The organism is Nonomuraea sp. NPDC004702 (assembly GCF_053601695.1).
The window spans coordinates 25,837-50,163 of the sequence record NZ_JBSGCE010000024.1 but is presented as its reverse complement, the minus strand read 5'-3'; the positions used below and the strand labels follow the sequence as shown (position 1 = coordinate 50,163).

The following is a 24,327-nucleotide window of genomic DNA, read 5'->3' as shown; positions in this document are numbered from 1 at the left end:
ATGTCCCGACTGTGGCGAATCGGCGGCTTCGCCGCAGTCACGGCACCACCCACCCTCATGCGGGGGCTGTCCCTACCACCCGGTGCGCTGCCTTCTACCCGCGGGGGCGGGCGATGGCCAGGACGTGGCCGACGAGGGCGGCGTTGTCCTCGGCCGGGTCGCCGTCCGGGTCGAGCAGCGTGTCCTCCAGGCCGATCCGGGTGGCGAGGCCCCGCCGTACGGCCTCCGCCACGAGCGGCCACGTCGCCGGCCCCTCGCCGTGCAGCAGGCGGGGGGCGGGCGACCCGTCCAGGCGGTCCAGAATGGCCGCAGCCCGGGGGACGGCCTCCTCGGACGGCGCGTCGATCACCTCGACGAGGATGCGCGTCATGCGTCCGGCCAGGCCCGATGCGGTCAGCGTCGCGGCGTCGGCCGGCGTCCACACCCCCGCCTCGACCCCGATCCCGGCCGCCAGCAACGTCCGCGCCAGCTCGCCGAACCCCGGCTCCGACAGGTTCACCGAGGCGAAGTCCGGGCGGGCGCCGGCGGGCAGCTCCGCCCAGGCGGTCACCGCGTCCAGGCGGGCCGCGGCGTCGCCGCCCGTGATCCACAGGCCGGTGGACACGCCCACGGGCAGCCCAGGCGCCGCCGCCCTGACGGCCGACGTCGCCGCCCCGACGTCGGCGGCGGCCAGTGACTCGCGCCCCGCCGCGTCCCGCGGATGGACGTGCACCGCCCACGCCCCCGCCCGCCGCACGGCCACGGCGTCGGCGGCCAGCTCGGCGGGCGTCAGGGGCAGCCGGGGATGCTCACCTGCCGCCCGGCTTCCGTTCAGACACGCTTTGATGAACATGAGCACCATCCTTACCCGGGCGAATCGGGCTCAGGCGCGGCGTCCCGGCCGCTGCTCCGAGCCCTCCGCGGCATCAGGCGGGCGGGGTTTCAGTGGGCGGCGTCCAGGCGGGCGCGCTGGTCGTCGGTCAGCTCCAGGTCCACGGCGGCCAGGCTCTCCTCAAGCTGGGCCACCGACGACGCCCCGACCAGCGGGATCACCGGGAACGCCGAGCCGATCTGCCAGGCCAGCACGACCTGGTTCAGGCTCGCCCCGCACTCCTTCGCGACCTCGCCCAGCACCGCCATGCGGGCCGGGGTGCCGGGGTGGTCGTAGTCCGGCGGCACCTGCTTGTCCTGCCGGGTGTAGGCCCCGCCGAGCAGCGGCGAGTAGGCGACCAGGGTGAGGGCGGGCTCGGCGCGCAGGTAGCTCAGCAGCTCGGCTCCGGCGTGGCCGAGGCTGCCGTCCTGGAAGATCGACTCCGGCACGTCGAAGCGCGGGCGCAGCAGGCTGTGCTGGTACTGCAGCACCTCGTACCCGGCCACCCCCGACGCGGCGGCCAGGGCGCGGGCCCGCTCCACCCGCCAGATCGCGTGGTTGCTCGCCCCGAGCAGGCCGACCGTGCCCTCGGCCACCAGGGCGCCGAAGCCCTCGACGGTCTCGGCCACCTCCACCGTGCGGTCCTCGATGTGGGCGTAGAGCAGGTCGATGCGGTCCACGCCGAGGCGTTCGCGGCTGCGCTCGGCCGACTCCCTGATGATCTTGGCGGACAGGCCCTCGGCGTTGTCGACGTAGCTGGTGCCCGGCGCGAGCGGCCGCGCGCCCAGCTTGGTGGCGATCACGATCTCGTCCCCGGCGCCGCTGCTGCGCAGCCAGCGGCCGAGCAGCTCCTCGCTCTGCCCGCCCTGGCCGCCGTCCACCCAGAAGGCGTAGTTGTCGGACGTGTCGATGAACGTCCCGCCGGCCTCGGCGTAGCGGTCGAGGATGGCGAACGACGTCTTCTCGTCGGTCACCGAGCCGAACAACATCGCCCCGAGGGCGAGCACGCTCACTTCGCGGCGGGTGTCCGGGTTCGCGCCGATCGTCCGGTACTTCATGCTGTCTCCCCAGTTCGTCACGTTCTGTACGAGGCCCCGGAACGGGAGTCTGGGGGCTGGAGCGAACTCCAGGTCAAGCCGGACCGGCCATCTTCTTGAAATTAGATCATTTCTCTAGAAAAATGCTCTGATATGTCGATCATGGTGGTGACCGGCGGCAACCGGGGCATCGGGTACGCGGTGTGCGAACGGCTGGCCGGCGACGGGCACACGGTGCTGCTGGTCGCGCGGGACGCGGAGCGGGGCCGGCAGGCCGCCGCGCGGATCGGGGGCGACGTCCAGGCCGTGGCGGGCGACCTCACCACGGCCGAGTCGGTCCGGCGGCTGGCCGCCGACCTGCTGGACCGCTGCCCGCGCATCGACGTGCTCGTCCACAACGCCGGCCTCTGGCCCGCCCGCCGCGTCCTGACCGAGGACGGGCTGGAGGAGTCGTTCGCGGTCAACCACCTGGCGCCGTTCCTGCTCAACCACCTGCTGGAGGACCGGCTCGGACGCGTGGTGCAGGTCACCGCCGGCCTGTACGTCAAGGGCCGGGCCGAACCCGGACGCACGGCCGTGGGCGCCGCCTTCTCGCCGATGCGCACGTACGCCGACACCAAGCTGTGCAACCTGCTGACCGTGCCCCTGTTCGCCGAACGCTGGCGGACGGCCGGGATCACGATCGACGCCGTGCACCCCGGCGTCATCCGCACCGGGCTCGGCGACCGCCGCGGCCCGCTCGGCTGGCTGCTCAAGGCCGCCAAGCGCAGCTGGGCCGCGCCCGAGGAAGGCGCGCGGCACGTCGTCTCCCTGACCGGGGACGCCGGCACCGGCCGGTACTTCGACCAGGACCGCCAGGTCCCGTTGCAGGGCCCGGCGCTGGACGCCGACCTGGCCCGGCGCGTCTGGGACGAGGCCGAGGCGCTGGCCGCGGCGCGATGACCCGGCACCGGCGCAGCGAGGAGACCGTGCGCAGGCTTCTGGACACCGCCCTGGAGGTCTACCCCGCCGACTTCACCCTCCGGGCGGTGACCACGCGCAGCGGCGTCAGCATGGGCAGCGTCTACCACCACTTCGGCAGCCTGGAAGGGCTGGCCGCCGCGCTGTACAGCCGGTGCATGGACGAGCTGCTCGACACGCTGGTCGCCGTCACCGAGCAGACCGCCGACGCCCGTGACGGCGTGCGCCGCGCCGTGACGGCCTACCTCGGCTTCACCGCTTCGCACCCGGACAAGGCCCGCTTCATCCACGCGGCGCCGTACGCGCTGGACCTCGGCCCGTACGCCGAGCGCATCGCCGCGGCCAAGGCGTCCCGGCTGGGCAGGCTGAACGCCTGGATCGGGGCGCGCATGGCGGAGGGGACGGTGGCGCGGCTGCCGGCGGCGCAGGTGGAGATGCTGCTGATCGGGCCGGTGGCCGAGGTGAGCAGACGGTGGCTGGCGGGCGCGCCGGACATCGACCTGGACGAGGCGGCCCGCGTCCTGCCCGACCGCGTCTGGTTGTCGCTCAGCGGTTGACGCCGGGGGCCGGCGGCCTGTGGGGGGCACCTCTCGGCGGTGGGGTGCGGGGTGGTCGCCGGTATGATGGGGGCGGCTTCCCGTGCCGGGAGCCGCGGCGGTGGGGCCCGCCGCCTCCCGCCCGTCCGGGGGTAACCGCGGTGTCGCCGCCAACGGTCCCTGCCAGAGATGTGCCACGCTCATGTGCTGGTAGGAGATGCCTCATGACCCAAGCTCGTCCCCCCGAACCCGACCCCGACCCCGGCCGCGCGCCCGCCGCCGACGAAGGGGCGAAGGTTGGATCCCCGCACGCCGCCGCAGGGGCGGAGGCCGGGTCCCCGCACGCCGCCGAAAGGGTGGAGGTCGGTGGCGCGCATGCCGCCGGAGGCGCCGGCGCGCAGGTCGATCCGCGGGCCGCGGTCGATCCCGACGTCGACCTCCACGTGCCCGCCCAGCGCGGCGAGCTGGCCCGCGCCCCGGTCGCCACGCTGGCCGTCATCGCGGCCGGCGGCGTGCTGGGCGCGCTCGCCCGCTACGCCGTCCTGACCGCCTTCCCGGTGCCGCCCGGCGGGTTCGCCTGGCCGACGCTGGCCGTCAACGTCACCGGCTGCCTGCTGATCGGGCTGCTGATGGTGGCCATCACCGAGATTTGGCAAGCTCACCCGCTGACCCGGCCGTTCCTGGGGGTGGGGGTGCTGGGCGGGTTCACCACGTTCTCCACCTCCATCGCCGACGCCCACGGGGCGCTGGCCGCGGGGCAACCGCGCACGGCGCTCGCCTACCTGGCGGTCACGCTGGTCATGGCGCTGGCCGCGGTCTTCCTGGGCCAGGCGCTCGGCCGCGGGCTGTTCGGCCGGTTCGCCACTCCCGCCGAGACCACTCCCGCCGAGACCGGTCCCGCCGAGACCACTGCCGCCGAGACCGGTCCCGCCAAAGCCAGTCCCGCCGAGACCGGTCCCGCCAAAGCCAGTCCCGCCGAGACCGCCCCCGACCGGGCCGCCCCCGACCGGGCCGCCCCCGACCGGGCCGCCCCCGACCAGGCCCCGCGGGCTCCGCGCGGCGGGAGGCGTCCGTGACGACGTTGCTGCTGGTGGTGCTGGGGGCCGCCGTGGGCGCGCCCGCCCGCTACCTGATCGACCGCGCCGTCCAGGCCCGGCACGACAGCCTGTTCCCGTGGGGCACCTTCACCGTGAACGTGACGGGCTCGGCGCTGCTCGGCTTCCTGCTGGCGCTGCCCGCCACCGGCGCGGCGCAGGCCCTGCTGGGCACGGGCCTGTGCGGGGCGCTGACCACGTACTCGACCTTCGGTTACGAGACCCTGCGGCTGCTGCAGAACGGCGCCCGCACCTACGCCGCGCTCAACGCCGTGGCCGGCATCGCGGCCGGCCTCGGAGCGGCCTGGTGCGGCATCGCCCTCGCCCAGGCCGTCATCCGGTGAGCCGTCCCGGGAGCTCGACGGCGAGCGGCCGGCGCGTTTGACGATCACTCGACGGGAAAGCTGAAAGGGGCCGGCGTACCCCTTCCCGACCTCCGACAGACGAGACGATCATGCTTGTGGAGTTCGAGCTGCGCTGTCCCATCAGCGCCGATCTGGCGTTCATCCGCGACCTGGTGCGCATCCACGGCCACCACAGCGGACTGTCCGGCGAGCGGCTGGAGGACCTGGTGCTCGCGGTGAACGAGGCCGTCACCAACGTCCTTGACCATGGCGGCTCGGCCGGCCTGGTCACCGCGACCCGGGACCCGATCGGCGTCTGCGTGGAGATTCTGGACACCGCGGGCCGCCTGACCCCCGACCACCTCGACACCGCGGGCGTCGACCCGACCGCGTCCCACGGCTTCGGCCTGTGGGTGATCCAGCAGCTGTGCGACTCGGTCGCGCTGGAGCGGACCGGCCTCGGCTCGCGGCTGCGGCTGCGCATGCTGGTGCCCTCGGAGACCCCCGGCGCCGCCGATCGCCGCCTCAGCAGCACCATGGCCGGCGGCGCCTTCCCCTGGTCCTAGCCCGGCCGGCGCCGGCCCGGCACGTTCCGGGGTACACGCAGTCGGCATGTCAGTAATCATCCGATAACGTAGTGTGATGATGGCTGATGGGGGCGACGCCGGACACCGGCCGGACGGCTCCGGTTCCGGCGCCCAGCCGGCGGAGTGGCTGCTGCGGGCGGCCTTCGACGGCACGGGCATGGGCATCTACCTCACCGATCTCGCCGGCCGCATCACGTGGGTCAACCCGGGGGCGACGGCCCTGCTCGGCTTTCCCGCCGACGAGCTGCGCGGCGCCGACGCGCACCAGAAGCTGCACCGCCGCCTCGACGGCAGCCTCCCGCCCCGCTCCGGCTGCGAGCTGGTGACGGTGTGCCGGCAGGACCGGTCCGTACGCAGCGAGTTCGCCACCTTCGCCACCGCCGGCGGCCGGCTGCTCCCGGTCGCCTGGCTGGCCTCGCCCATCCACCACGACGGCGAGCCGGCCGGCGTCGTCGTGGTCTTCATCGACGTCGTCGAACGCCTCGACGCGGCCGGCCGGCAGGCCGAAGAGCTCGTCCGCGCCCAGAAGCTGACCGAGCAGTTCCGCCTGCTGACCGAGATCAGCACCGTCCTCACCCAGACGCTGGACGTGCGCGAGGCGATGACGCGGCTCGGCCGGCTGCTGGTGCCGCGCCTGGCCGACTGGGCGGCGGTGGACATGTTCCTCGGGCCGCGCGAGCTGCGCCGCCTGGCCATGGCCTGCGCCGGGGCCGCGCCGGTGGACCCCTCGTGGTTCGCCGAGCTGCCGTCGTTGCCGAAGGGCCCGTCGCGGTCGGCGCTGGTCCGGGTGCTGCGCGGGGAGCAGGCCCTGCTGCTGGGGCCCGAGCAGATCGCCGCGCCGCCCGACGGGCCGCTGGCCGCCGCCCACGACTCCCTGTTCAACGTGCTGGGCGGCTCGTCGGCGATCGTGGCGCCGCTGCGCACGCCGCGCCGCGTGCTGGGCGCTCTGACGGTGGCGCGCACCGACCCGGCGCGGCCGTACACGGAGGCCGACGTGGAGCTGGTGGCCGACATAGCCCGCACCGCGGCGCTGGCCGCCGACAACGCCTGCCTGTTCGGCCAGCAGCGCGACATCGTCGACACCATGCAGCGTCACCTGCTGACCGCGCTGCCCCAGGTCGATCACCTGCAGCTCGCCGCCCGCTACCTGGCGGCCCCGGCCGGGTCCCAGGTGGGCGGCGACTGGTACGACGCGTTCGTGCTCCCCGACGGCGTCACCGCGCTGGCCATCGGCGACGTCGCCGGCCACGACCTGGAGGCCGCCGGGCAGATGGCCCAGCTCCGCAACATGCTGCGCGCCCTGGCCTGCGACCACAAGGAGTCGCCCAGCCTGATCCTCGACCGGCTCAACAAGGTCATGGCCGTGGCCAGCGACGCCCACACGGCCTCGGCCATCCTGGCCAGGATCGAGCCGCCCCAGCCGGAGAGCGACCCCGACACGCGGATCCTGCGCTGGACCAGCGCCGGCCACCTGCCGCCGCTGCTGGTCACCGCGCACGGGCAGGCCCGCTACCTGGAGGAGGGCCAGTCGCTGCTGCTGGGCGTGCATCTCGACGACGTGACCCGCCACGACGCCCTGGCGCCGCTGCCGCCGGGCAGCACGCTGCTGCTCTACACCGACGGGCTGGTCGAGGTGCCCGGCGTCAACCTGGACAACAGCCTGGCCCGGCTGCGCCGGCACGCCGCGACGCTGGCCCGGCGCCCGCTCCAGGACTTCTGCGAGCAGGTGCTCGCGCTGGCGCCGTCGCCGCGTACCGACGACATCGCGCTGCTCGCCCTGCGCCTGCCGCCGCCCGGGCAGTAGGCGGACGCCGCCTCCGGGGCAGGGGCGGTCAGGGAGCGGTGAGCGCGGCGTCGATCGCCGGGCCGTGGCGCTCCAGCCACGCCTCGCGCCGCTTGATCAGGTCGCCGACGCCCTCCTCCCACATCCGGGCCCAGCCGCCGCCCTGCTCCTCGGCGATCTGCCGCATCGAGAACCACGACCGCCGGGTACGCAGCACAGCCACCTCGACCAGGCGCGAACGGTCGACGCCGGACATCCCGTACGCGTCGGCGAGCAGGCGGCAGCGGCGCGGCACGTCCAGCCCGCGCAGGGGCGGGTCGGCGTCGGCCGGGTCGGCCAGCGGCGCCCAGTACAACATCGCGCTCATCAGCTCCTCGACCCGGGTGGCCGGCCTGGCGATGTCGAAGTCGATCAGCCCGGCCGCCACGCCGTCGCGGAACACGATGTTGTCCGGCGTGTAGTCCAGGTGCCCGACCAGCTCCGTCGGGTACGGCGGCGCGGGCGGCATGCCCGGCGGCTCGGTGAACCCGAAGTCCGCCCGCACGCCGTCGGGCGGGACGAACCCCGCCACCGCCTCGTGGTAGGCCCGGATCAGCCGGCCCACGGAGGCCAGCCGCTCCTCGTCGGCCAGCCACGCGGGCCGCGGCTGCCCGGCGACCTCACCGGGCACGAAGGTCAGCACCTCGCGGCCGGCGGCGTCGATGCCGAGGAACCGCGGCGCGCCCGCGAACCCGGCCTCCTCCAGGTGCCCCAGCAGCGCGTGGACCAGCGGGGAGTTGGGCCCGACGGGGCGGCGTACGGTGTCGCCGACGCGTACGACGCCTTCGGTGACGTCGCCGCCGACGAGCGGGATCTCGGGTTGGGGCTCGGCGGGCTCGCTGTAGGTGACGGAGCTCATGATTCCCTGGGGTGGTGAGGAAGTGGGCCGGTCATGGTCTCAGGCGTGGGCGGCGGAGGGCAATCGTCCACGACGGGCCGGAGGAGGACCTGGCGCACGATCTCCGCGACGGCGGCCGGGTGGGTGAGGTGCGGGTGGTGCCCGGCCCCCGGGATGACCGTCACTGGGAGGGGGCTGTCGGTCAGCGGGTCCAGCTCGCCGGCCACGAGGTGCACGGGGACGGGGCCGCCGAGCAGCCTGCGGAGGTCGGCGCGCTCGGCGGGGCGGTGCGCGGCGCGCAGCACGCGGGCGGTGCGCCGGGCGACCCCGGGACGGCGGAGCCCCGCCGCGGCGCTCGCGACCGCCCGCCGCGCGTCCTCGGACGGGGACGCCGGGCCGAGGAGGGTGGATGCGAGCCGGTCGGGGCCCATCCTGCCGAGGGCAGGGGCCGCGAGCAGCAGCGTGAGCGCGGACGGCCGGCGCTGGAGGAAGTACGGCGACAGCAGGATCAGGGCGGCGATCCGGTCAGGATGGGCGGCGGCGTACCGGAGCGCCGGGGCGGCGGCGGCCGAGTGCGCGACGATCACCGGACGGGTGCGCACGGGCTCCAGCAACTCGGCCAGCCAGTCCGCCGCCGCGCCCCCGGCGGGTGAGGAACGCCCCAGCCCCGGCAGATCGGCGACAAGCGCGGGAAACCGGCCCGCGGCGGTGCTGTCGAGATCGTCGAGCACGCCGTGCCAGGAGTCGCCGTCGAGCGGAAGCCCGTGCAGCAGGACCAGCCGCGGCGACGTACGCTCACCCGCCACGTACGTACGCGACCCCGCCACGCTGTGGAAACCACCGGGACGTGCGGCCGGAGCGGCCCCGAAGCGGTCGGCGACCAGCCGGTCGGCCCAGCGGCGCAACGCGTCCTCCACGGGTGGCCGCCGGAGCCCCGCGGACGCGGCGACCCGGTCGGCCGAGCCCGTGTCGTACCGGTCCTCGGTCAGGAAGCCCAGCGTCTCGGGCTCGGCGCCGGTCAGCGCGGACGGCAGCCGGCGGATCACGCCCGCCGGCACGCGAATGCGCGGCGCGGGTACGCCGAGGTGGTCCGCGATCAGCCGGATCAGGTCGGGCAGGTCGGGCGTGGCGGGATCGAGCACCCAGTGCAGGCCGCCGGGCTCGGGGTCGTGCTCGGGCACGGCGGCCATGAACCGGGCGAAGTGGTCCACCGTCACCACCGGGACGAACGTACGGGCGCCGCCCGGCAGCGCGGGCAGCCGCCCCGCCCACAGGTCGCGGACCAGCGAGGCCAGCCCGAGGTACTGGCCGGCCTCGCCGGTCAGCGAATGGCCGATGACGCTGCTCGGGTTCACCACGGTCAGCGGCACGCCGAGCCGCGCCGCGGCGACCCGTACGGCGGCGTCCCCCTCGGCCTTGGAGCCCTCGTACGCCCCTTTGTCCCGGTACAGAGCCGCCAGCTCGGCCTCGGGGAGCGGATGGCGCGGTCGCGGGTCCAGCCCGACGCGGTAGCCCGACACGTGCACCAGCCGGCGCAGCGCGGGACGGGCGGCGGCCCAGTTCAGCACGTTGAGCGCGCCTTCGACGTTGACCGCCCTGGCCTCCTCGCGTCCCATGCCGAAGCGGTAGACGCCGGCGGCGTTGAACACGTCCCGCACGTCCGCCGCCCCTTCAACGGCCGCGCTCAGCCCAAGGCCGGGCCCGGCGGTGACGTCGCCCTCGACGACGGTGAGCCGCGTGCCGGGCACGCCGCGCTCGCGCAGCCAGCGGCCCAGCCCGTCGTCCGCGCGGCGGACGACGGCCGTCACGGCGCGGCCCTGTTCCAGCAGGTGCAGGACCGTCCATCTGCCGATGAAGCCGGTCGCGCCGAACACCACGGCGTCTTCCATGAAAATTCCTCTCTAGACCGATCTGCATATTCTGTGGGCACGAAAAACCGCCGGCTCAGGCCAGCAGCCTGACGACCTGGCGGCGGACCCGTTCGACCGGCAGCCGGGAACGGCTGGCGCGGGCCAGCACCAGCGCGCCCTCGATCATCGCGAGCACGGTCGCCGCCAGCTCGTCGGCTGTGTCGTTGCCCGTGTCGTTGCCCGTGTCGTTGCCCGTGTCGTTGCCCGTGCCGCTGGCCGCGTCGTGCTTCTCTGCGTGCAGGGCGTCGGCCGCGGCATGCCCGTCGGCGCGCAGGGCGTCGGCCAGCCTGCGCTGCCAGCCTTCGTAGATGCCGGCGCAGACGCGCCGCAGTTGCTCGTTGGAGGAGGCGACCTCCAGGGCCACGGTCGCCACCGGGCAGCCCTTGGCGTACCCGGCCGCCACCATCCTGTCGGCCAGCGCGTCGAGGACGGCCGGCACGAGGTCCCGGGCGGCCGGCAGCGTGCCGGCCAGATCGTCGATCATGGCGTCGACCTCGCGCCCGGCGGCGGCGAGCGCCTCGCCCACCAACTGGTCCTTGCCGCCGGGGAAGTGGTGGTAGAGCGACCCGCGAGGCGCGCCGGCCACCGCCAGCACCTCGTTGAGGCCGGTGCCGTGACTGCCCTGGGCCTCCACCAGTGCGCGGGCCGCCGCGATGATGCGCGCCCGCGTCTCGTCCCCCTTGACTGCCATGCGGCACACACTAGACCGGTCTGCATATTCCTGTCCACACGGCCGCCGGCGGTGGACCGGCCGCCCGACGTCGTGAGGGGCGGCCGGTCCCGGGGGTCAGGCGGCTTCGTGCTGGCGCTGGCAGTTGATGCAGAACCGGGCCAGCGGCCGGATCTTGAGCCGTTCGAACGGGATGCCCGCCTCGCAGTGCGAGCAGCGGCCGTACGAGCCGGCCGTCAGCCGGTCGCGGGCCTGGGTGAGCTCGGCGATGGCCCGGTCGGCGGTGGCGAGGGAGGCCAGCAGCTCCTGCCAGGTGTCGTCCGCGCCGTTGCCGTCCTGGGCCGCGGCCTGCAGGCCCAGCAGGTGGCGGCTGCGCCGCTCCAGCTGCTCGTCGATGTCCTGGCGCAGGGACTGGAGCTGCACGGTGCTGAGGTGGTCGGTCATGGTGGTTTCCTTTCCGCGCTGTGATTGCGGGGGTTCAGAGAGCGATGACGGGCGCCGCGGGGCGCAGGCACAGGCGCAGCAGGCCGCGGACAGTGGCGTGCTGCGGCTCCGGCGCGGCGTTGATCCGCGTGCGAAGGGCGGTGTGCAGGCGGTCCAGCAGTCGTGTCTGGAGCGCGCCCCCGCCGGTGACGGTCAGGCCGTTGTCGCGGACGGCCGGACGGAGGTGGGCCGGCTGGCGGCGCAGCAGGCCCGCGGTCATCTCCACGACGCCGTCCAGCGCGTCCGGCAGCAGGCCCGTGCTCGTCGTGGCGCTGAGCTGGAGCGCCGCCGCGTCGCTGACCGCGCCGCCGCTGACGACGACGGCCTCGACGATGCCCGCCCCCACGTCCAGCAGCAGGTACGGTCCCGGCCCCGCGACGTCCAGACCGGCGCCCGCGGCGGCGGCCAGCGGCGCCTCGACCAGCGTCACCTGGCAGCCGGCCGCCTCGGCGACGGCCGCGCGCACCGCCTGACGGTCGCTGCCCGTCGCGGCCCTCGGCACCGCGGCCATCACGTGCTCCAGCGGCCGGCCGCCGGCCAGCCAGGCGTCCTGCAGCACGAGATGCACCAGCCGCAGGCAGGCGCCCGGGTCGACGACCATGCCCCGGCGGATCGGGCGGACCGGGATCCCGGCCGCGCTCTCCGGCGACGGGACGACGACCGCCGAGGGACGGTCGGCGATGGCGAACCCGTCCAGGGACAGCGAACGGGTGCGTGAGGTGCCCAGGTCGAGCACCACGTGGGCGCGGTGCACCGCGGATGTTCGCGGTGAGTGTTGGTGGACTGATCCGGCGTCGGACATGACGATGATCGGCTCCTTGCTCTGACGCGGAGAACTCGTACGCGAAAGACGAGAGAAACGGGCGCATCCCGCACGCGGGCACGCCACGACGGCGACCTCCGGCCGTACGGGAACGCGCGGAACCCGCGGGCGACCGGGCAACGCGTGGACCCGGCCGTGCGAAGGCCGGGCGCGACGACCGGCCCCGCGGCGCGCTCGGCGGGCCGGGAGGCGGCGACTCGTGAAGAGGGAGGGAGCTAGATCAGCGGCGGGCTGCGCGAGCCCGCGGTGCGGTGCCCGACCTGCTGCGGGTCGCGGATCGCGGCCGCGTCGGAACCGGGCGCCGGGAGCAGCGCGAGGTGCGCGGCCTCGGCGTGCCGCGCGCCGCGCAGCGGCGGCCACAACGACAGCACGTGGTGCTCACGGCCGCTGGACGCCTGGGGCGGCAGGCTGGGCATCCGGTCGCCGCTCTTGTCCGGGGTCCATTCGTGGCCGGCGGACAGGGGGCGCGGGTTCGCCTGGTCGTCGGCGTAGGAAGGGCCGGCGATCAGCAGGGACAGCAGAACCAGGCCCACCACGCAACACAGCGCGATGGGGCCTCGTGGCGCTCTGCACGGTCCCGTCATAAGGCCGACCATAGCCCAGCCGGTGAGAAAAGGCATTACCGTCCGGTTTCCGGTTCCGGCGGTTTGGCGCTCGGTCGGCGGGGAGGCGGGGAGGGGCGTCCGAAGGGGCTTCCGGTGCTGGTGGGGGCGGGGGCGTGCGGGCGGGGCAGGCAGAGGTGCGGGTGTGCGGGACGGAGGCGTGGGGCGGGGCAGCAGGGCGGGGTTCGCCGGGACATGGGCGCGTGGCCGGTCGCCGGACCGGGAGCCGGTCTTCGTCCGGACGGCCGGTGTGCGCATGTCGCCGGGAACCCCGCCGTTCAGCGTGCTGGTGTGTCAGCGGGAACTTCGCCGCGGGTCATTTAGAACCCGTCGAAGTTCTCGCCCCACTCGCCCCAGTCGTCGTCCTCGTTGTGGTCGTCGTGGCCATGGTCCTCGCGGCCGTGGTCGTCGTCGTCGTGGCGGTCCGGCTTGTGGACCGACCGGCCGGGAGGGCCTTCCGGACCACGCGGGCCCTGGGGACCACGCGGGCCTACGCGGTGGTGGTGGTCGTGGTCGTGGTCGTGGTGGTGACCGCCGCCCCACCAGCCGCCCCAGCGCGGGCCCCACCAGCGAGGACCGCAGTGACGCCAGCCGCAGCCGCCCCGGAGGACCGGCTTCTCATCGGCTGGGCTCTGATACGACGCCGTGCCGGCCGTGCTGGCCTGGGCGGCCGGCATCTGGCCGCCACCCAGCAGCAGGCACGCGCTCGTGGCGAGCACGGCCGCCGGCTTCTTCATCATTGATTTCATCGCGCTTTCCGTTCAGAAGTTTCCAGAACCGCCGCGGGACTTCTCGACTGCCGTCGGTCTCCGGCATGAGCAGTCTTACCCGCGCATTGAGTTCGGAGTTCTGACAAGACAGGCATGAGCTGCTAAAGCTTGACCAGATTTACCAGGCCCTTACAGCCGACTTGTCCAGTTTTATTGCGACAAGGAGCGGTGGTGTCGCTTTACTGTGACTCGATAATTCCCTAGCACTGTCGCCCCGAAAATGCGGCGCTGCCGGGAACATGCGCTCCGGGCGGCCGGCGTCGCGGGCGCGGGGGTGCCGGTTTGGCCGGACGTCCGCTATCGTCACTGTCGTACCACGACTAGACAGTGAGGTTGAGGGTGACGGAACGTACGGACGTACGGCTGGAACTGCTGACCGGCGAGCAGGCGCTCGCGCGCCGGGCGGAGTTGATCGACCTCTACCGCGAGGTGTTCACCGGGCCGCCGTGGAACGAGGGGGAGGGCGAGGTCGCCGAGTTCGGCGTGCGGTTCGCCGCCGACGCGGCCCGGCCCGGCTTCCGCGCGGTGCTGGTCGTCGATGGCGCGGGTCCGTGCGGGTTCGGGACGGCCTGGCCGACCGCGACCCCGCTGCCGCGCACCCGCAGCTACGGCAAGGTGCTCGCGGCGCTCGGCCCGGACGGGGTGTCCCGGATGCTGGCCGGCGCGCTCCAGGTGGACGAACTGGCGGTCGCTCCGCGCGCCCGGGGCCGGGGTCTGGCCGGGCGCATTCTGAACCTTCTGTGCGGCGAAAACCGAAGCTGGCTGCTGACCTCCGTGAACGCCCCCGACGCCATTCGCCTGTACGAGCGCTTGGGGTGGCGACGTGTGGGCGAGAACGAGGGAATTGTAGTATTCATCAACCCCGAATAACCACGAACTTTCACGCAATCTCTAGACTAGTACCATATCCAGAACAAATCCCCACGAAAATCGAATAAGCCAGACATTACCCCCAAGAACCCCAGGCAAATCCCCCAAACCAAAGACATAGCCCCCCAAACGCCCCTGTGCCGCGTCCCCGTGCCGCGTCTTCGCGCTGCGCCCCCGTGCTAGCCCTCATGGCGCTGCGCGCCCGCTCGCCCCTCGCTGCCCCCGCCGTCGCGTCCGCCGCGGCGCGCCTCCCGCCGTCGCTGTGAGGGGGTTTGCGTTTGAGTGCGCTCGAAGTTCTACCGTTTCGGACATGACGAACATTGCTGAAGGATCCGACCGTGAACAGCGCTACGAGCATGGCCTTGAGGTGCTGCGGAAGGTCGACGGCGAGGCCGGGCAGCGGGTTGTGGACGCCCTTGCCGACATCTCGCCCGAACTGGCCCACCAGGTGGTCGCCTGGGCCTTCGGTGAGATCTACGACCGTCCCGGCCTGGCCCCCCGCGACCGCCAGTTGGTGACCCTGGGCGCGCTCACCGCGCTCGGCGGCTGCGAACCGCAGCTCGACGTGCACATCAACGCCGCCCTGAATGTCGGCCTGACGCCCGATGAGATCACGGAGTCCCTGTTGCACTCGGCCGTCTACTGCGGCATGCCACGTGCGCTCAACGCGACGTTCGTCGCCAAGAAGGTCTTCGCCGAACGCGGCCTGCTCCCCGTGCCGGACGGCACGGTCTGACCCCAGGCCCCCGCTCGCCCGATCCGGCCGTGACAGCGGGCTGCTCCACGATCCGGCCGGTGACAGCCGGGCGGCCCGCTCGATCCGGCCGTGGCAGGAGGCGGCCCGCTGGGTCCGGCCCGATCCGGCCGTGATGGGGGCTGCCTCCCGAGCGCTCGGTCTGTCATGATCGACTGGGATGAGCGTGCAGGCGTTACAGGCGACGGACCCACCCGAGATCGGCGGCCACCGGCTGCTCGGGCGCCTCGGCGCGGGCGGCATGGGCGTGGTGTACCTGGCCAGGAGCCGCCGCCTGGGCCTGGTGGCCATCAAGGTCATCAAGCATGACCCGGCCGACCCCGAGGCCATGGAACGCTTCCGCCGCGAGGCGGCCACCCTGCGCGGCCTGCGCAGCCCGTACGTGGCGCCGCTGGTGGACGCCCGGGTGACAGCGCCGCCGTACTGGCTGGCGACGGCGTACGTTCGGGGGCCGACGCTGTTGCGGGCGGTGGCGGAACGTGGGCCGTTGCCGCCGGAGCTGTGCCGGCGGCTGCTCGCAGGGCTGGCCGCCGCCATGGCCGACGTGCACCGGCACGGTGTGCAGCACCGCGACCTCAAGCCGCACAACGTCATCCTGTCGCCGCAGGGCCCGCGGCTGATCGACTTCGGCATCGCGCGGGCCCCCGGCCAGAGCACGATCACGACGTCGGGGGAGATCGTCGGCACCCCCGGCTACATCGCCCCCGAGGTCGTGCGTCAGGAGCCGGTCACGGCGGCGGCGGACGTCTTCGCGCTGGCCGGCACGATCGCCTACGCCGCCACCGGCCGTCCGCCGTTCGGGCGCGGCGAGCCTATGGCGGTGCTCTACAGCAGCCTGAACGCCGACATCGACGTGGACGGCGTCGAGCCCGCGCTCGCCGAGCTGATCCGCTCGTGCGCGGCGCGCGACCCGGCGGAGCGGATCACGTCCGACCGGGCGGCGGCCCTCGCCGGGAGCGCCGCCGGCCCGCTGTCCTGGGCCTCGGACGCGGAGTACCAGGCACTCATCGCCGAGACCGGCCCCACCGAGGGCGCCCCGGTCGAAGGCAACCCCGCCGAGGGCGTCTCCGCCAAGGGCAATCCGTCCGAGGGCGGCCCCGCCAAGCGCGACCTGGTCGAGGGCGTCCCCGCCAAGCGCGACCCGGTCGAGGGCGGCCCCGCCAAGGACGACCCGGCCGACGACGGCCCCACCGGGACGACCCAGCCCGCGCGGACGTCCTGGCCGGGCCGGGCGCTGGCGGCCGGAGCCGTCCTGCTGGCCCTGGGCGCGACGGCCGCCGTCCTGTTCCCCCGGCTCACCACGCCCACGACGGGCCCCACGACAGGCCCCGCGACGGGCGGGCCGGCGGCCGTCCGGGCGACGGTGGCGGACGATCCCGGGACCGTGGTGGTCACCCAGCCGCCGCCCGACCCCACCCCCACGGGCCCCGTCCGGTGGAAGGCCGTGCACGGCCCCCGGTGCGCGGCCGAGTGGTTCTACGCCGACCCCGCCTGGCGTCCCATCACCGGCGGGGGCGGGTGGAAGGACGACGGCTGCACGGGCGCGGCGCTGGCGCTGCGCGTCGGCAACGAGCCGGCCCACTTCAACCAGGCGGTCAACTGGTACTTCGACACCCGCGGCGGCGCACGCTGCACGATCGACGTGCACATCCCCGACGACCCCCGCTCGACCGGCCTGGCCTTCTACTACCTGGACGACAACGACACGAACCCGCCGCACCTCGGCCCGCCGGTGACCGTGGACCAGCGCGCCTTCCGGGGACGCTGGGCCCCGCTCGGCACCTGGCGGGTGCCCGCCCCGGGCCGGCTCACCGTCCTGGTCGGCAACCAGCCCGTCACGGCCGACGACACCCACGAGGTGACGGTCTCCGCCGCCCGCGCCCGTTGCCGCTGGTGACCCGGCGGCGCGGCCTGAGGGGTCAGCACAGGGTTCTGCCCAGGGTGCCCTGCTCGGGGTAGGAGTACCGGACGCGCAGCACGAGCTTGGCCTTGCGCGGCTGGCTGCCGGCGTAGGCCAGCAGGCCCGAGAAGAAGTCGAGGCCGTCGGCGTTCACCCCGACCTCGACGCAGCCGTGGCTGTACCCCTTGTGCGAGTTGTGCAGGTAGAAGCCGCCACGCCCGTACATGTTCCCCTGGATCGGGGTGAGCCGGACGCGGAAGGTGCCCCAGTCGGGGAAGACCGGGCCGTTGCCGCCCACGGGCAGGAACTGGATGCCCTCCCCGGGGTTGGAGACGGCCTTGTCGCCTCGCTGGTTCGCCGCCTCGACGGAGTTCTGCCGGGGATCGACGTGGGTGAGGAACGTGTACAGGCCCTCCGGCAGCGGGCCGTGGTCCTTGCTGTTCTGCATGGCGCCGATCTGGTGTCCCACCAGGCCGGACGTGGCCGCGTACAGCAGCGTGCCGGAGCCCTGGAGGGAGGCGGGCATGGATCTGCGCCAGTACAGGAACTTGCCGGTGTAGACCAGGTCGGCCTGGTCGTCGGTGGCGTCGCGGACGTCGAGGTCGAACCGGCCGAGCGTGCGCAGCGCGCCCGTCCGGGGTACCTCTATGGCCTCGAACCGGCCCGATCCGGGCGTCCTGCCGGTCAGCGCGAACAGCCGGTAGGAGCCCTGCGGGCCGTAGGAGGCCCGGGTCTCCTCCAGGAACACCAGGCCGGCGGTGTGGTGGAAGAGCACGCCGTGCACGTTGTCGTCGGGCTGCTCGCCCTTCCACATCATCGGCTGGGTCTCCTCGCCGATGGTGAGGGAGATCCGGGAGACCCGGTCGTTCTGGCTTCTCTGGAAGCAGAAGTACGTCATCGGGCCGTCCGCCGCCCTACGAGATCGTCGCGAGGTTGGACGTGAGCGCGATGTCGGTGCCGGACGACGGCGTGTACTCGTGCCACTCGGCGATGAGCGCCCCCTTCTCGCCCGGTTGCAGGATCGGCACGGGAGCCTGCGTGCCGCGGTGGGCGAAGCTCAGGCGCTCGACCGTGAGGTGGGTGGCGTCCGGGACGGCGACGACGAGCTGGGCCTCCTGGACGCGGCGGTCGTCCTCGGCGTCCAGCACGACCGGCAGCCCGACGACGAACGCCGAGCTGTTGCCGACCTTGATGTTCACCGGGTTCGGGCTCGGCGCCAGGTCCGACGAGGACGTGGTGAAGGCGGCGTCCTGGAGCCGGGCGGCCGCCCGTTCGGGGTTGGCGGGCGGGATGCCGGGATAGTTGCGGTCGTCGTAGGCCGCGATCTCCTGCGCGATCGTCAGGTAGGGCGCCGGGATCGGCGCGCCGACCGCGCCTCCCTCGGCGAAGCGCATCCACTCCTCCTCCCAGCCCTTGCGCACGGTCAGGACGATCCGCGCGCTGCCGGCCCGCAGGAACGCCTGCCTGGTCGGGTCCGGGTGCCGCAACTGCCGGATGAACGGCCAGCTCGGCGGGACGTCCCAGAAGTAGGAGTAGAGGAACGTCACCACGTTCTCCCACTCGATCGCCTGGTTGATGAAGCGCACCAGGTCCTCGTGCCGGCGCAGCAGCGTCCACTGCTCGGCGCTGAGCCCGAGGCTGGGCCCGTCGAAGCCGATGCCGTGCTGGAGGTCGACGTGTGCGGCCAGGAAGGCGGCCAGGACGTCGGCGGGCATGAAGTCGAAGTCGCTGCCGAGGACGAACCGCAGGACGCACTTCATGATCTCGTCGCTCTCCTCGCGCCGCAGCGTCAGGGTGTCGACGTTCGCCAGCTTGTCCTCGATGGCCGCGATGCGCGCGGCGATGTCCTCCTGCTCGGCGAAGTACCTGCTCTGGGCGGCGTTGTAGAGCGTGTTCCAGACGTCCGTGCGCCACTGCTCGACGGCCTCGTCCGTGAGGTCGAGCCGCACGCCGAGCCCGACGAACACCCGCTCGGAGTGGTGGAAGAAGAACGTGATCTTGTGGCGGCCGGTGAAGCCGCGCATGTAGGGCGTGGCGCCGTCGAAGGACATGATCCGGTGGTCGCGGATGATGAGCGCGTCCGACAGGTTGCGCCACGTCGGCTCCGAGCGGGCCCCGATGACGTCGAAGTTCATCTTGTCGTCGGAGTCGTCCTTGCCGACCTGGGCGTCCAGCATGATCTCCCGGATGTGCGTGCCGCCGGGCACGTCGAACTCCAGGTCCAGGAACCACCAGTTCCCGTCGGTGTTGACGTGCGAGCTGACGGTCAGCGGCGTCGGCTCCTCGGGGTGCGGCCGGACGGTCACGCCGTGCCGGTCGGCCAGCCACTGGTACTTCGGGACGCCGGTCGGCGACGGGTGGCCGTCCTGGTCGACCGGCTCGGTGGTGATGTCGGCGTGCTTGACCGGGAACTCGAAGGGGCCCTGCTGCGAGCGCAGCAGTTCCAGCTCCGCGTACGCCCGCCGCATCGACGCCCCCGGCTCGGGGACCGCGATGTCGTACGTCAGGCGCAGCCCGTACCGGTAGAGCCGGACCCGCCACTTGCGCATCAGGCTGAAGTAGTCGATCCGGACGGGGTCGTTGCCGGTGTTCCTCAGCACCCGGGTCGAGGTCTCCTCCGACCCGGTCACGGTGGTGGTGGAGATGGTCACCTTGTGCTCGCGGCGGGAGCGCGAGGACGCCTTCTGCGTGGTGGCGCGGGCGTGCTTGATGCTCTCGGCGGCCGAGGCCGACTCCGAGCCCTGCGCGGTGAACCCGGTCGTGCTCGAACCGGAGATGATCGGGATGCCGCCCTGGACCGTCCCGGTGATGTTGAACTGGTTGGAGTGCTGGCTCTGCGACGCCGTCGACTGCGACAGGTCGGTGTTGTCGGTCACGCCCGTCTCGCTGACCTCCTCCAGCGAGTCGGTGACGATGGTGGTGAACTCCTTCGAGGTGACCGACCACTCCTTGTGCGTGACCGCGGTCACCTCGCCGGGCGCGAGCGGGATGGTCGAGACGAGCTCGCCGCGCTGGATCCCGACCGGCACCATCTCGATGCGTTCCAGGTTGAGCATGCCGATGGGCGGCGCCGCGGTGTTGACCGCCAGGCCGCGCAGGGCCACCGCGGCGGTGTTGAGCGCCTGCGCGGCCCGGCCGGCCGCCTCCCGGGCGCCCGCGCCCTCCGCCTCGCGCAGCCGTTCGGCGCGCAGCTCGACGAGCGTCCCGGCGAACAGCGCCAGCTCGGCGGCCGGCACCCGCGCCAGCGCCGCGGGATCGGGGCGCAGCGCCGCGACGGGCTGCTCCTCGAAGCGCCTGAGCAGGTCGAACGCCTCGCCGGAGACGCCTTCCTGGGCGTTCCCGGCCCGGAGGCGGTCACGGACCGCGTCGGTGTCGCCGGGGGCCAGCGCGAGCTGCCGGACCGCCCCCAGCTTGACGATGCCGCCGCCCGCGCCGTCCTGCGGGTCGTCGTGCGCGCTGGGCACCCGCAGTGGAACGAGCGTGCCCTTCAGCACCTCCCGCGCCGAGTTGTCCAGCACCGGCGCGGCCGGCGGGGACGGCGGCCCCGCGGCCGCCGCGCTGTGGATGTCTGCCATGGTCGTCCCCCTCGTGGATGAGCAGCTGTGCCGCCATGGTGCGGGCGGGCGGCGGGGGAGGGCATGAGTAGGGGCTACTCAGAAAAAGGCGGCCCGCGCCTCCGCCGAGATGGCCGTCGGAGGCGCGGGCCGTGCACCGGATCTTGTCAGGTGCGGCGCGCGCGCAGCAGGCGAATGGTGATCGCCGCGCCGAGCAGGACCACGGCGCCCACGACCCAGGGCAAGGGGGTGCTTCCCGGGCCGGGGACGCCGTAGCCGCCCGCGTAGCCGTCCCTGGCGTAGGAGCTGCCGGGGAGCTTGGCGGCGTAGCGCTGTTGCGCCAGCCGCCGGTAGTCGGCCACGGGGACGCCCGCCCGGCCCACCGACTGCGCTGCCTCGTCGTTGAGCGGCACGACCGTGCCGTCGCGCAGGGCGTACCAGGCGTTGAGCTGCGGCTCGCGGAACACGGTGCCGGTCTGGCCCGCGTACCGCTGTTCGTCGCCGCCGCCGGCGATGTTGCTGACCACCCACGTCCCCCGGCGGTCGCGGGTGGTCCAGACGGAGGCGGTCTGCCCGTCCGGCGCGGTGGCGCCGGTGGCGAGGAAGGCGAAGCGGGCGATCTCCGCCGACCGTCCGGCGACGAAGTCCGGGTTGAGGTCGTTGACGGCGACCGTGGGGCCGTCGACCCGCGCCGCCACCGGCGCCAGGCTGGTCTTCCTGCCCTGGCCGGCGAAGAAGCGGCCGACCGTGTCGCCGGCGCCCGCGGCGGCGGCCCTGGCGGCCTCGACGTCGGCCTGGGTGGGCGCGCCGGGGTCGGCCAGCGCCGGGCTCGGGACCCACAGGAACAGCGCGGTCAGGGCCGCGACCGCTGCGAAGAGCTTCATGTCGATGGCCTCCTTCACGCGCCGATGTAGTCGAGCGAGTGGGTCCAGAAGAACGAGGAGTTCGAGACGTAGTAGTTGTAGGTGGACCAGTTGTAGCGGGTGCTGGACGGCCACGGGTTGCTCCAGTACACGTACGACGAGCTCTGGTCGTAGCCGTAGATGACCTCCATGTGGCCGCCGCCGCTGGTCCACTGGATGCGGGCCATGATCGGGCGGTTGGCGTCGATCTCCCGGACGATGGCGGCGTAGGTCAGGTAGTCGTAGACGTACACGCCGGGGTTGATGCCGATCTGGCGGAAGGCGGTCTGGTCGTTGCCGAGGGTGGCCTGGTTGTTCGGGCAGCTGGTGTTGACGCCGCGGTTGAAGGCCAGGTTGCAGAACTGGTTCTGGCTGTAGGAGTACCCGTAGTAGGCGGCGACGGAGTTGCCCGTCGCGGCCCAGCACCAGTTGGAGTACTGCTGCGACTGCTGGGTGAAGTTCAGCTTGTACCAGGTCGCGGCCTCGGCCGGGGGGCCGCTCGCGATCCAGGTGGCCGCCGCTAGGGCGAGGGCCACGGCCAGGCGGAACATAGGCGCTCCTTCTGCTGGGGGGGTGCTGCGAAGGATGTTCGACCTGCGGAGATGGCCGTACAAGGGGGAGCGGATTTCCCTGACAGATCACTGTGGAAGGTGACATTTCATGACGTTCATGAAGTGATGACGAATCTGTGGAAATCTGTGAACATTCACAACGTGGCGGATGAGCTCCAGGCCGCGCTGCGCGCCGGCCCCTTTCACGTCGCCCTGCGGGCCGCGGTCGGAGCGCGGGGGCTGACCCTCGACCGGCTGCGCCACCGCCTGGCGCAGCGCGGCCTGCACGTCGGGGTGAGCACGCTGAGCTACTGGCAGCAGGGCCTGCGCCGGCCGGAGCGCGAGGAGTCGTTGCGGGCCGTGGGAGCCCTGGAGGAGATCCTCGACCTGCCGCCGCGCTCGCTGATCGGGCTGCTCGGGCCGCCGAAGCCGCGTGGCCGCGCGCCCGGGGTGGCGTACTCGACCCTGTTCCGGCCCGCCCAGGTGGTCTCCGCCATGCTGGACGAGCTGGACGCGGTGGCCGACGACCGCCGTCTGCACATCGCCGTGATGTACGAGTCGCTGCGCATCGGCCCCGACCGCAGCCTCACCAGCCGCGAGACCACGCAGGTGGTGCAGGCCCACGAGGAGGGCGCCGACCGCTACATCATGATCTACCGCGGCGACGCCGGCTGCGACGTGGACCGGGTCACCGTCGCCGCCCTGGAGGACTGCCGCGTCGGCCGCGTCACCAGGGACGGCGAGACCGCCACGGTGGTCGCCGAGCTGCTGTTCGACCGGTCGCTGCGGGTCGGCGACACCCACGTGCTGCGGTACGAGATCGCCGACCTCAGCGGCGCCGAGTCCTGCTTCTACGAGCGCGGCTTCCGCTTCCCGGCCGGCCAGTACGTGCTGCGCGTCGCCTTCGACCCGGTCGAGCTGCCGGTGCGCATCCACCGCTTCGCCCGCCGCGGTCCGGGCGGCGGCGAGCTGACCGCCTCCGAGCTGACGCTGAACGCCCAGCACGCCGTCCACCTGATGGCCGCCGCCCTCCAGCCGGGCCTGGTCGGCATCCGGTGGGCCTGGCCCTGACCGGCGCGTCGCTGTCACACTCCGGGCCGCTGTCCCGTCCTGTCGCCACAATGACGATGAACGGAGAGGCGATGACCATGAGAGCGATACGCGTTCACCGGCCCGGCGGCGACCTGACCCTGGAGGACGTGCCCGTGCCGCGCCCGGCCACCGGCGACGTGGTGGTGCGCGTGCACGCGGCCGGTTTCGTGCCCGACGAGCTGGACTGGCCGGGCACCTGGACCGACCGGGCCGGACGGGACCGGGCGCCGTCCGTGCCCGCCCATGAGGTGGCCGGCGTGGTGTCCGAGGTCGCCTACGGCACCACCGGCCTGTCCGTGGGCGACCGCGTCTTCGGCCTGACCGACTGGCACCGTGACGGCGGCGCGGCGGAGTACGTCGCGGTCGAGGCGCGCGACCTGGCCCCGATCCCCGCGAACGTCACCTCCACCGAGGCGGCCGCGCTGCCCCTCGCCGGGCTGACCGCCTGGCAGGGCCTGTTCACGCACGGCGGCCTGGAGGCGGGCCGGACGGTCGTGATCCACGGCGCGGGCGGCGGCACGGGCACGCTCGCCGTCCAGCTCGCCCGCCGGGCCGGCGCGCACGTCATCGCCACCGGGCGCGGACGGGTCGCGGGCCTGGCGGTGGAGCTGGGGGCGCACGAGTTCGTCGACCTGGAGCGGCAGCCGTTCGAGGAGGCGGTCGAGCCGGTGGACCTGATCTTCGACACGATCGGCGGCGACCTGCTCGCCCGCTCGGCGGCCAAGGTGAAGCCGGGCGGCGCGCTGGTCTCGATCACCGCGCCGCCGCCGGTCGTGCCGGAGGGCGGGCGGGCGGTGTTCTTCATCGTCGAGCCCGACCGCGCCCAGCTCGCCGAGCTGGCCGCGCGGGCCGGGGCGGGGCTGCTGCGCGCCCACGTCGGCGCGGTGTACCCGCTGGCCGAGACCGGTCGGGCGTTCCGTGACAAGCGCGGCGGCGTGCCGGGGAAGGCCGTGATCGAGATCTGACGACCGGCGGCACATGTATGGATATTTCGGCCTATTGAGGAAACCTTGACCGGCCTGCCGTATGACCGTCCGGGCCACGGGCACGCGCAGTTACGGAGCCAAGCGACCCGCTGACTCCGCGTATCGAAGAAAGGAACCGTCATGGCGCAGAGCAAGGCCCGCAAGACGAAGACGGGCGACAAGGACAAGGACAAGAGCCGGAGCTCCTCGACCCAGAGCCGCACCGGCGCCGACAAGAAGTCCTCCGGCAACAAGTCCCAGGAAGGCAAGAACCTCCCGGGGCACCAGAGCTGAGCCTGACCGGCACGACGGCGTGACACCCGGCCTTCGGGCCGCGGGTCACGCCGTCTCTCTTGTCGGGGTTGTTCCTGTCTGTGGACAGATGACCAGAATGAGGAGACAGTTCCCCGCCC

General features: G+C 73.5%; 25 protein-coding genes. 12 read left to right on the top strand and 13 right to left on the bottom strand.

The window, feature by feature from the left end:
- Positions 1-94 precede the first annotated feature (94 nt).
- Positions 95-832, bottom strand: a complete 738-nt coding sequence (locus ACWEJ6_RS27580) for a 3-keto-5-aminohexanoate cleavage protein (RefSeq protein ID WP_452427310.1) — start codon at positions 830-832, stop codon at positions 95-97.
- Positions 833-921: 89 nt separating this feature from the next.
- Positions 922-1,908 carry an aldo/keto reductase gene (locus tag ACWEJ6_RS27575; RefSeq protein ID WP_452427308.1) on the bottom strand — a complete coding sequence of 329 codons (987 nt, stop codon included), beginning with the start codon at positions 1,906-1,908 and terminating at the stop codon, positions 922-924.
- Between the two features lie 132 nt (positions 1,909-2,040).
- Between ACWEJ6_RS27575 and ACWEJ6_RS27570 the strand changes: the two genes are divergently transcribed.
- The 6 genes from ACWEJ6_RS27570 to ACWEJ6_RS27545 all read left to right on the top strand — a co-directional run bounded on the left by ACWEJ6_RS27570 (position 2,041) and on the right by ACWEJ6_RS27545 (position 7,212).
- Complete coding sequence (locus ACWEJ6_RS27570; protein ID WP_452427306.1) at positions 2,041-2,829, top strand: SDR family NAD(P)-dependent oxidoreductase; 789 nt, start codon at positions 2,041-2,043, stop codon at positions 2,827-2,829.
- Between the two features lie 26 nt (positions 2,830-2,855).
- Positions 2,856-3,404 (top strand): TetR/AcrR family transcriptional regulator, encoded by a 549-nt coding sequence (locus ACWEJ6_RS27565; protein ID WP_452427304.1) that lies wholly within the window; start codon positions 2,856-2,858, stop codon positions 3,402-3,404.
- 203 nt (positions 3,405-3,607) lie between these two features.
- Entirely contained in the window at positions 3,608-4,459 is an 852-nt protein-coding gene (locus ACWEJ6_RS27560) for a CrcB family protein (RefSeq protein WP_452427302.1), read from the top strand.
- On the top strand, positions 4,456-4,821 hold the full coding sequence (gene crcB, locus ACWEJ6_RS27555; protein WP_452427300.1) for a fluoride efflux transporter CrcB: 366 nt from the start codon (positions 4,456-4,458) through the stop codon (positions 4,819-4,821). Before ACWEJ6_RS27560 ends, crcB begins: the two co-directional genes overlap by 4 nt.
- A 110-nt stretch (positions 4,822-4,931) precedes the next feature.
- Positions 4,932-5,387, top strand: coding sequence for an ATP-binding protein (locus tag ACWEJ6_RS27550; protein WP_358294920.1), 456 nt, complete (start codon positions 4,932-4,934; stop codon positions 5,385-5,387).
- A gap of 76 nt (positions 5,388-5,463) precedes the next feature.
- Complete coding sequence (locus ACWEJ6_RS27545; RefSeq protein ID WP_452427298.1) at positions 5,464-7,212, top strand: SpoIIE family protein phosphatase; 1,749 nt, start codon at positions 5,464-5,466, stop codon at positions 7,210-7,212.
- Positions 7,213-7,240: 28 nt separating this feature from the next.
- On the opposite strand, the gene ACWEJ6_RS27540 is transcribed toward ACWEJ6_RS27545, so the two are convergent.
- From ACWEJ6_RS27540 to ACWEJ6_RS27510, 7 genes are all read right to left on the bottom strand, one after another.
- On the bottom strand, positions 7,241-8,089 hold the full coding sequence (locus ACWEJ6_RS27540) for a phosphotransferase (protein ID WP_452427296.1): 849 nt from the start codon (positions 8,087-8,089) through the stop codon (positions 7,241-7,243).
- Positions 8,086-9,957, bottom strand: coding sequence for an alpha/beta fold hydrolase (locus tag ACWEJ6_RS27535; RefSeq protein WP_452427294.1), 1,872 nt, complete (start codon positions 9,955-9,957; stop codon positions 8,086-8,088). The genes ACWEJ6_RS27540 and ACWEJ6_RS27535 overlap by 4 nt, the downstream gene beginning before the upstream one ends.
- Positions 9,958-10,012: 55 nt before the next feature.
- Positions 10,013-10,669: a TetR/AcrR family transcriptional regulator gene (locus ACWEJ6_RS27530; RefSeq protein WP_452427292.1), complete on the bottom strand. Its 657-nt coding sequence runs from the start codon at positions 10,667-10,669 to the stop codon at positions 10,013-10,015.
- 96 nt (positions 10,670-10,765) lie between these two features.
- Entirely contained in the window at positions 10,766-11,092 is a 327-nt protein-coding gene (locus ACWEJ6_RS27525) for a TraR/DksA family transcriptional regulator (RefSeq protein WP_387678795.1), read from the bottom strand.
- Between the two features lie 34 nt (positions 11,093-11,126).
- Positions 11,127-11,885 (bottom strand): rod shape-determining protein, encoded by a 759-nt coding sequence (locus ACWEJ6_RS27520; protein WP_358294908.1) that lies wholly within the window; start codon positions 11,883-11,885, stop codon positions 11,127-11,129.
- A 284-nt stretch (positions 11,886-12,169) separates the two neighbouring features.
- The gene (locus ACWEJ6_RS27515; RefSeq protein WP_452427290.1) at positions 12,170-12,490 is read right to left on the bottom strand and encodes a hypothetical protein; all 321 of its coding nucleotides are present in this window, start codon (positions 12,488-12,490) and stop codon (positions 12,170-12,172) included.
- A 386-nt stretch (positions 12,491-12,876) separates the two neighbouring features.
- Positions 12,877-13,305 carry a hypothetical protein gene (locus ACWEJ6_RS27510; protein ID WP_452427288.1) on the bottom strand — a complete coding sequence of 143 codons (429 nt, stop codon included), beginning with the start codon at positions 13,303-13,305 and terminating at the stop codon, positions 12,877-12,879.
- Between the two features lie 360 nt (positions 13,306-13,665).
- On the opposite strand from ACWEJ6_RS27510, the gene ACWEJ6_RS27505 reads away from it, so the two are divergent.
- The 3 genes from ACWEJ6_RS27505 to ACWEJ6_RS27495 all read left to right on the top strand — a co-directional run bounded on the left by ACWEJ6_RS27505 (position 13,666) and on the right by ACWEJ6_RS27495 (position 16,847).
- Positions 13,666-14,196, top strand: a complete 531-nt coding sequence (locus tag ACWEJ6_RS27505) for a GNAT family N-acetyltransferase (RefSeq protein ID WP_452427286.1) — start codon at positions 13,666-13,668, stop codon at positions 14,194-14,196.
- Between the two features lie 310 nt (positions 14,197-14,506).
- Positions 14,507-14,932 (top strand): carboxymuconolactone decarboxylase family protein, encoded by a 426-nt coding sequence (locus ACWEJ6_RS27500; protein ID WP_358294901.1) that lies wholly within the window; start codon positions 14,507-14,509, stop codon positions 14,930-14,932.
- Positions 14,933-15,110: 178 nt separating this feature from the next.
- Positions 15,111-16,847, top strand: a complete 1,737-nt coding sequence (locus ACWEJ6_RS27495) for a serine/threonine-protein kinase (protein ID WP_452427283.1) — start codon at positions 15,111-15,113, stop codon at positions 16,845-16,847.
- 22 nt (positions 16,848-16,869) lie between these two features.
- Here ACWEJ6_RS27495 and ACWEJ6_RS27490 read toward each other — a convergent pair whose 3' ends face one another.
- From ACWEJ6_RS27490 to ACWEJ6_RS27475, 4 genes are all read right to left on the bottom strand, one after another.
- Positions 16,870-17,748: a hypothetical protein gene (locus tag ACWEJ6_RS27490; protein WP_452427281.1), complete on the bottom strand. Its 879-nt coding sequence runs from the start codon at positions 17,746-17,748 to the stop codon at positions 16,870-16,872.
- A gap of 16 nt (positions 17,749-17,764) precedes the next feature.
- Entirely contained in the window at positions 17,765-20,425 is a 2,661-nt protein-coding gene (locus ACWEJ6_RS27485; protein ID WP_452427279.1) for a hypothetical protein, read from the bottom strand.
- A gap of 146 nt (positions 20,426-20,571) precedes the next feature.
- Positions 20,572-21,288 carry a hypothetical protein gene (locus tag ACWEJ6_RS27480; protein ID WP_452427278.1) on the bottom strand — a complete coding sequence of 239 codons (717 nt, stop codon included), beginning with the start codon at positions 21,286-21,288 and terminating at the stop codon, positions 20,572-20,574.
- A gap of 14 nt (positions 21,289-21,302) precedes the next feature.
- Positions 21,303-21,857: a papain-like cysteine protease family protein gene (locus ACWEJ6_RS27475; RefSeq protein WP_452427276.1), complete on the bottom strand. Its 555-nt coding sequence runs from the start codon at positions 21,855-21,857 to the stop codon at positions 21,303-21,305.
- 162 nt (positions 21,858-22,019) lie between these two features.
- Between ACWEJ6_RS27475 and ACWEJ6_RS27470 the strand changes: the two genes are divergently transcribed.
- The 3 genes from ACWEJ6_RS27470 (at position 22,020) to ACWEJ6_RS27460 (ending at position 24,208) form a co-directional block, all read left to right on the top strand.
- On the top strand, positions 22,020-22,928 hold the full coding sequence (locus ACWEJ6_RS27470; protein ID WP_452427274.1) for a hypothetical protein: 909 nt from the start codon (positions 22,020-22,022) through the stop codon (positions 22,926-22,928).
- 77 nt (positions 22,929-23,005) lie between these two features.
- Positions 23,006-23,914, top strand: a complete 909-nt coding sequence (locus tag ACWEJ6_RS27465; protein ID WP_452427272.1) for an NADP-dependent oxidoreductase — start codon at positions 23,006-23,008, stop codon at positions 23,912-23,914.
- Between the two features lie 141 nt (positions 23,915-24,055).
- The gene (locus tag ACWEJ6_RS27460) at positions 24,056-24,208 is read left to right on the top strand and encodes a hypothetical protein (protein ID WP_387678823.1); all 153 of its coding nucleotides are present in this window, start codon (positions 24,056-24,058) and stop codon (positions 24,206-24,208) included.
- The last annotated feature ends 119 nt before the right edge of the window (positions 24,209-24,327 follow it).

What these genes read in the sequence shown, in the direction of transcription:
- ACWEJ6_RS27495 (WP_452427283.1), top strand. Translation starts at nt 15,111, where the DNA reads ATGAGCGTGCAGGCGTTACAGGCGACGGACCCACCCGAGATCGGCGGC.
- ACWEJ6_RS27485 (WP_452427279.1), bottom strand. Translation starts at nt 20,425, where the DNA reads ATGGCAGACATCCACAGCGCGGCGGCCGCGGGGCCGCCGTCCCCGCCG.
- ACWEJ6_RS27490 (WP_452427281.1), bottom strand. Translation starts at nt 17,748, where the DNA reads ATGACGTACTTCTGCTTCCAGAGAAGCCAGAACGACCGGGTCTCCCGG.
- ACWEJ6_RS27580 (WP_452427310.1), bottom strand. Translation starts at nt 832, where the DNA reads ATGTTCATCAAAGCGTGTCTGAACGGAAGCCGGGCGGCAGGTGAGCAT.
- ACWEJ6_RS27550 (WP_358294920.1), top strand. Translation starts at nt 4,932, where the DNA reads ATGCTTGTGGAGTTCGAGCTGCGCTGTCCCATCAGCGCCGATCTGGCG.
- ACWEJ6_RS27540 (WP_452427296.1), bottom strand. Translation starts at nt 8,089, where the DNA reads ATGAGCTCCGTCACCTACAGCGAGCCCGCCGAGCCCCAACCCGAGATC.
- ACWEJ6_RS27475 (WP_452427276.1), bottom strand. Translation starts at nt 21,857, where the DNA reads ATGTTCCGCCTGGCCGTGGCCCTCGCCCTAGCGGCGGCCACCTGGATC.
- ACWEJ6_RS27530 (WP_452427292.1), bottom strand. Translation starts at nt 10,669, where the DNA reads ATGGCAGTCAAGGGGGACGAGACGCGGGCGCGCATCATCGCGGCGGCC.
- ACWEJ6_RS27510 (WP_452427288.1), bottom strand. Translation starts at nt 13,305, where the DNA reads ATGAAATCAATGATGAAGAAGCCGGCGGCCGTGCTCGCCACGAGCGCG.
- ACWEJ6_RS27535 (WP_452427294.1), bottom strand. Translation starts at nt 9,957, where the DNA reads ATGGAAGACGCCGTGGTGTTCGGCGCGACCGGCTTCATCGGCAGATGG.
- ACWEJ6_RS27575 (WP_452427308.1), bottom strand. Translation starts at nt 1,908, where the DNA reads ATGAAGTACCGGACGATCGGCGCGAACCCGGACACCCGCCGCGAAGTG.
- ACWEJ6_RS27560 (WP_452427302.1), top strand. Translation starts at nt 3,608, where the DNA reads ATGACCCAAGCTCGTCCCCCCGAACCCGACCCCGACCCCGGCCGCGCG.
- ACWEJ6_RS27570 (WP_452427306.1), top strand. Translation starts at nt 2,041, where the DNA reads ATGTCGATCATGGTGGTGACCGGCGGCAACCGGGGCATCGGGTACGCG.
- ACWEJ6_RS27465 (WP_452427272.1), top strand. Translation starts at nt 23,006, where the DNA reads ATGAGAGCGATACGCGTTCACCGGCCCGGCGGCGACCTGACCCTGGAG.
- ACWEJ6_RS27480 (WP_452427278.1), bottom strand. Translation starts at nt 21,288, where the DNA reads ATGAAGCTCTTCGCAGCGGTCGCGGCCCTGACCGCGCTGTTCCTGTGG.
- ACWEJ6_RS27460 (WP_387678823.1), top strand. Translation starts at nt 24,056, where the DNA reads ATGGCGCAGAGCAAGGCCCGCAAGACGAAGACGGGCGACAAGGACAAG.
- ACWEJ6_RS27500 (WP_358294901.1), top strand. Translation starts at nt 14,507, where the DNA reads ATGACGAACATTGCTGAAGGATCCGACCGTGAACAGCGCTACGAGCAT.
- ACWEJ6_RS27525 (WP_387678795.1), bottom strand. Translation starts at nt 11,092, where the DNA reads ATGACCGACCACCTCAGCACCGTGCAGCTCCAGTCCCTGCGCCAGGAC.
- ACWEJ6_RS27545 (WP_452427298.1), top strand. Translation starts at nt 5,464, where the DNA reads ATGATGGCTGATGGGGGCGACGCCGGACACCGGCCGGACGGCTCCGGT.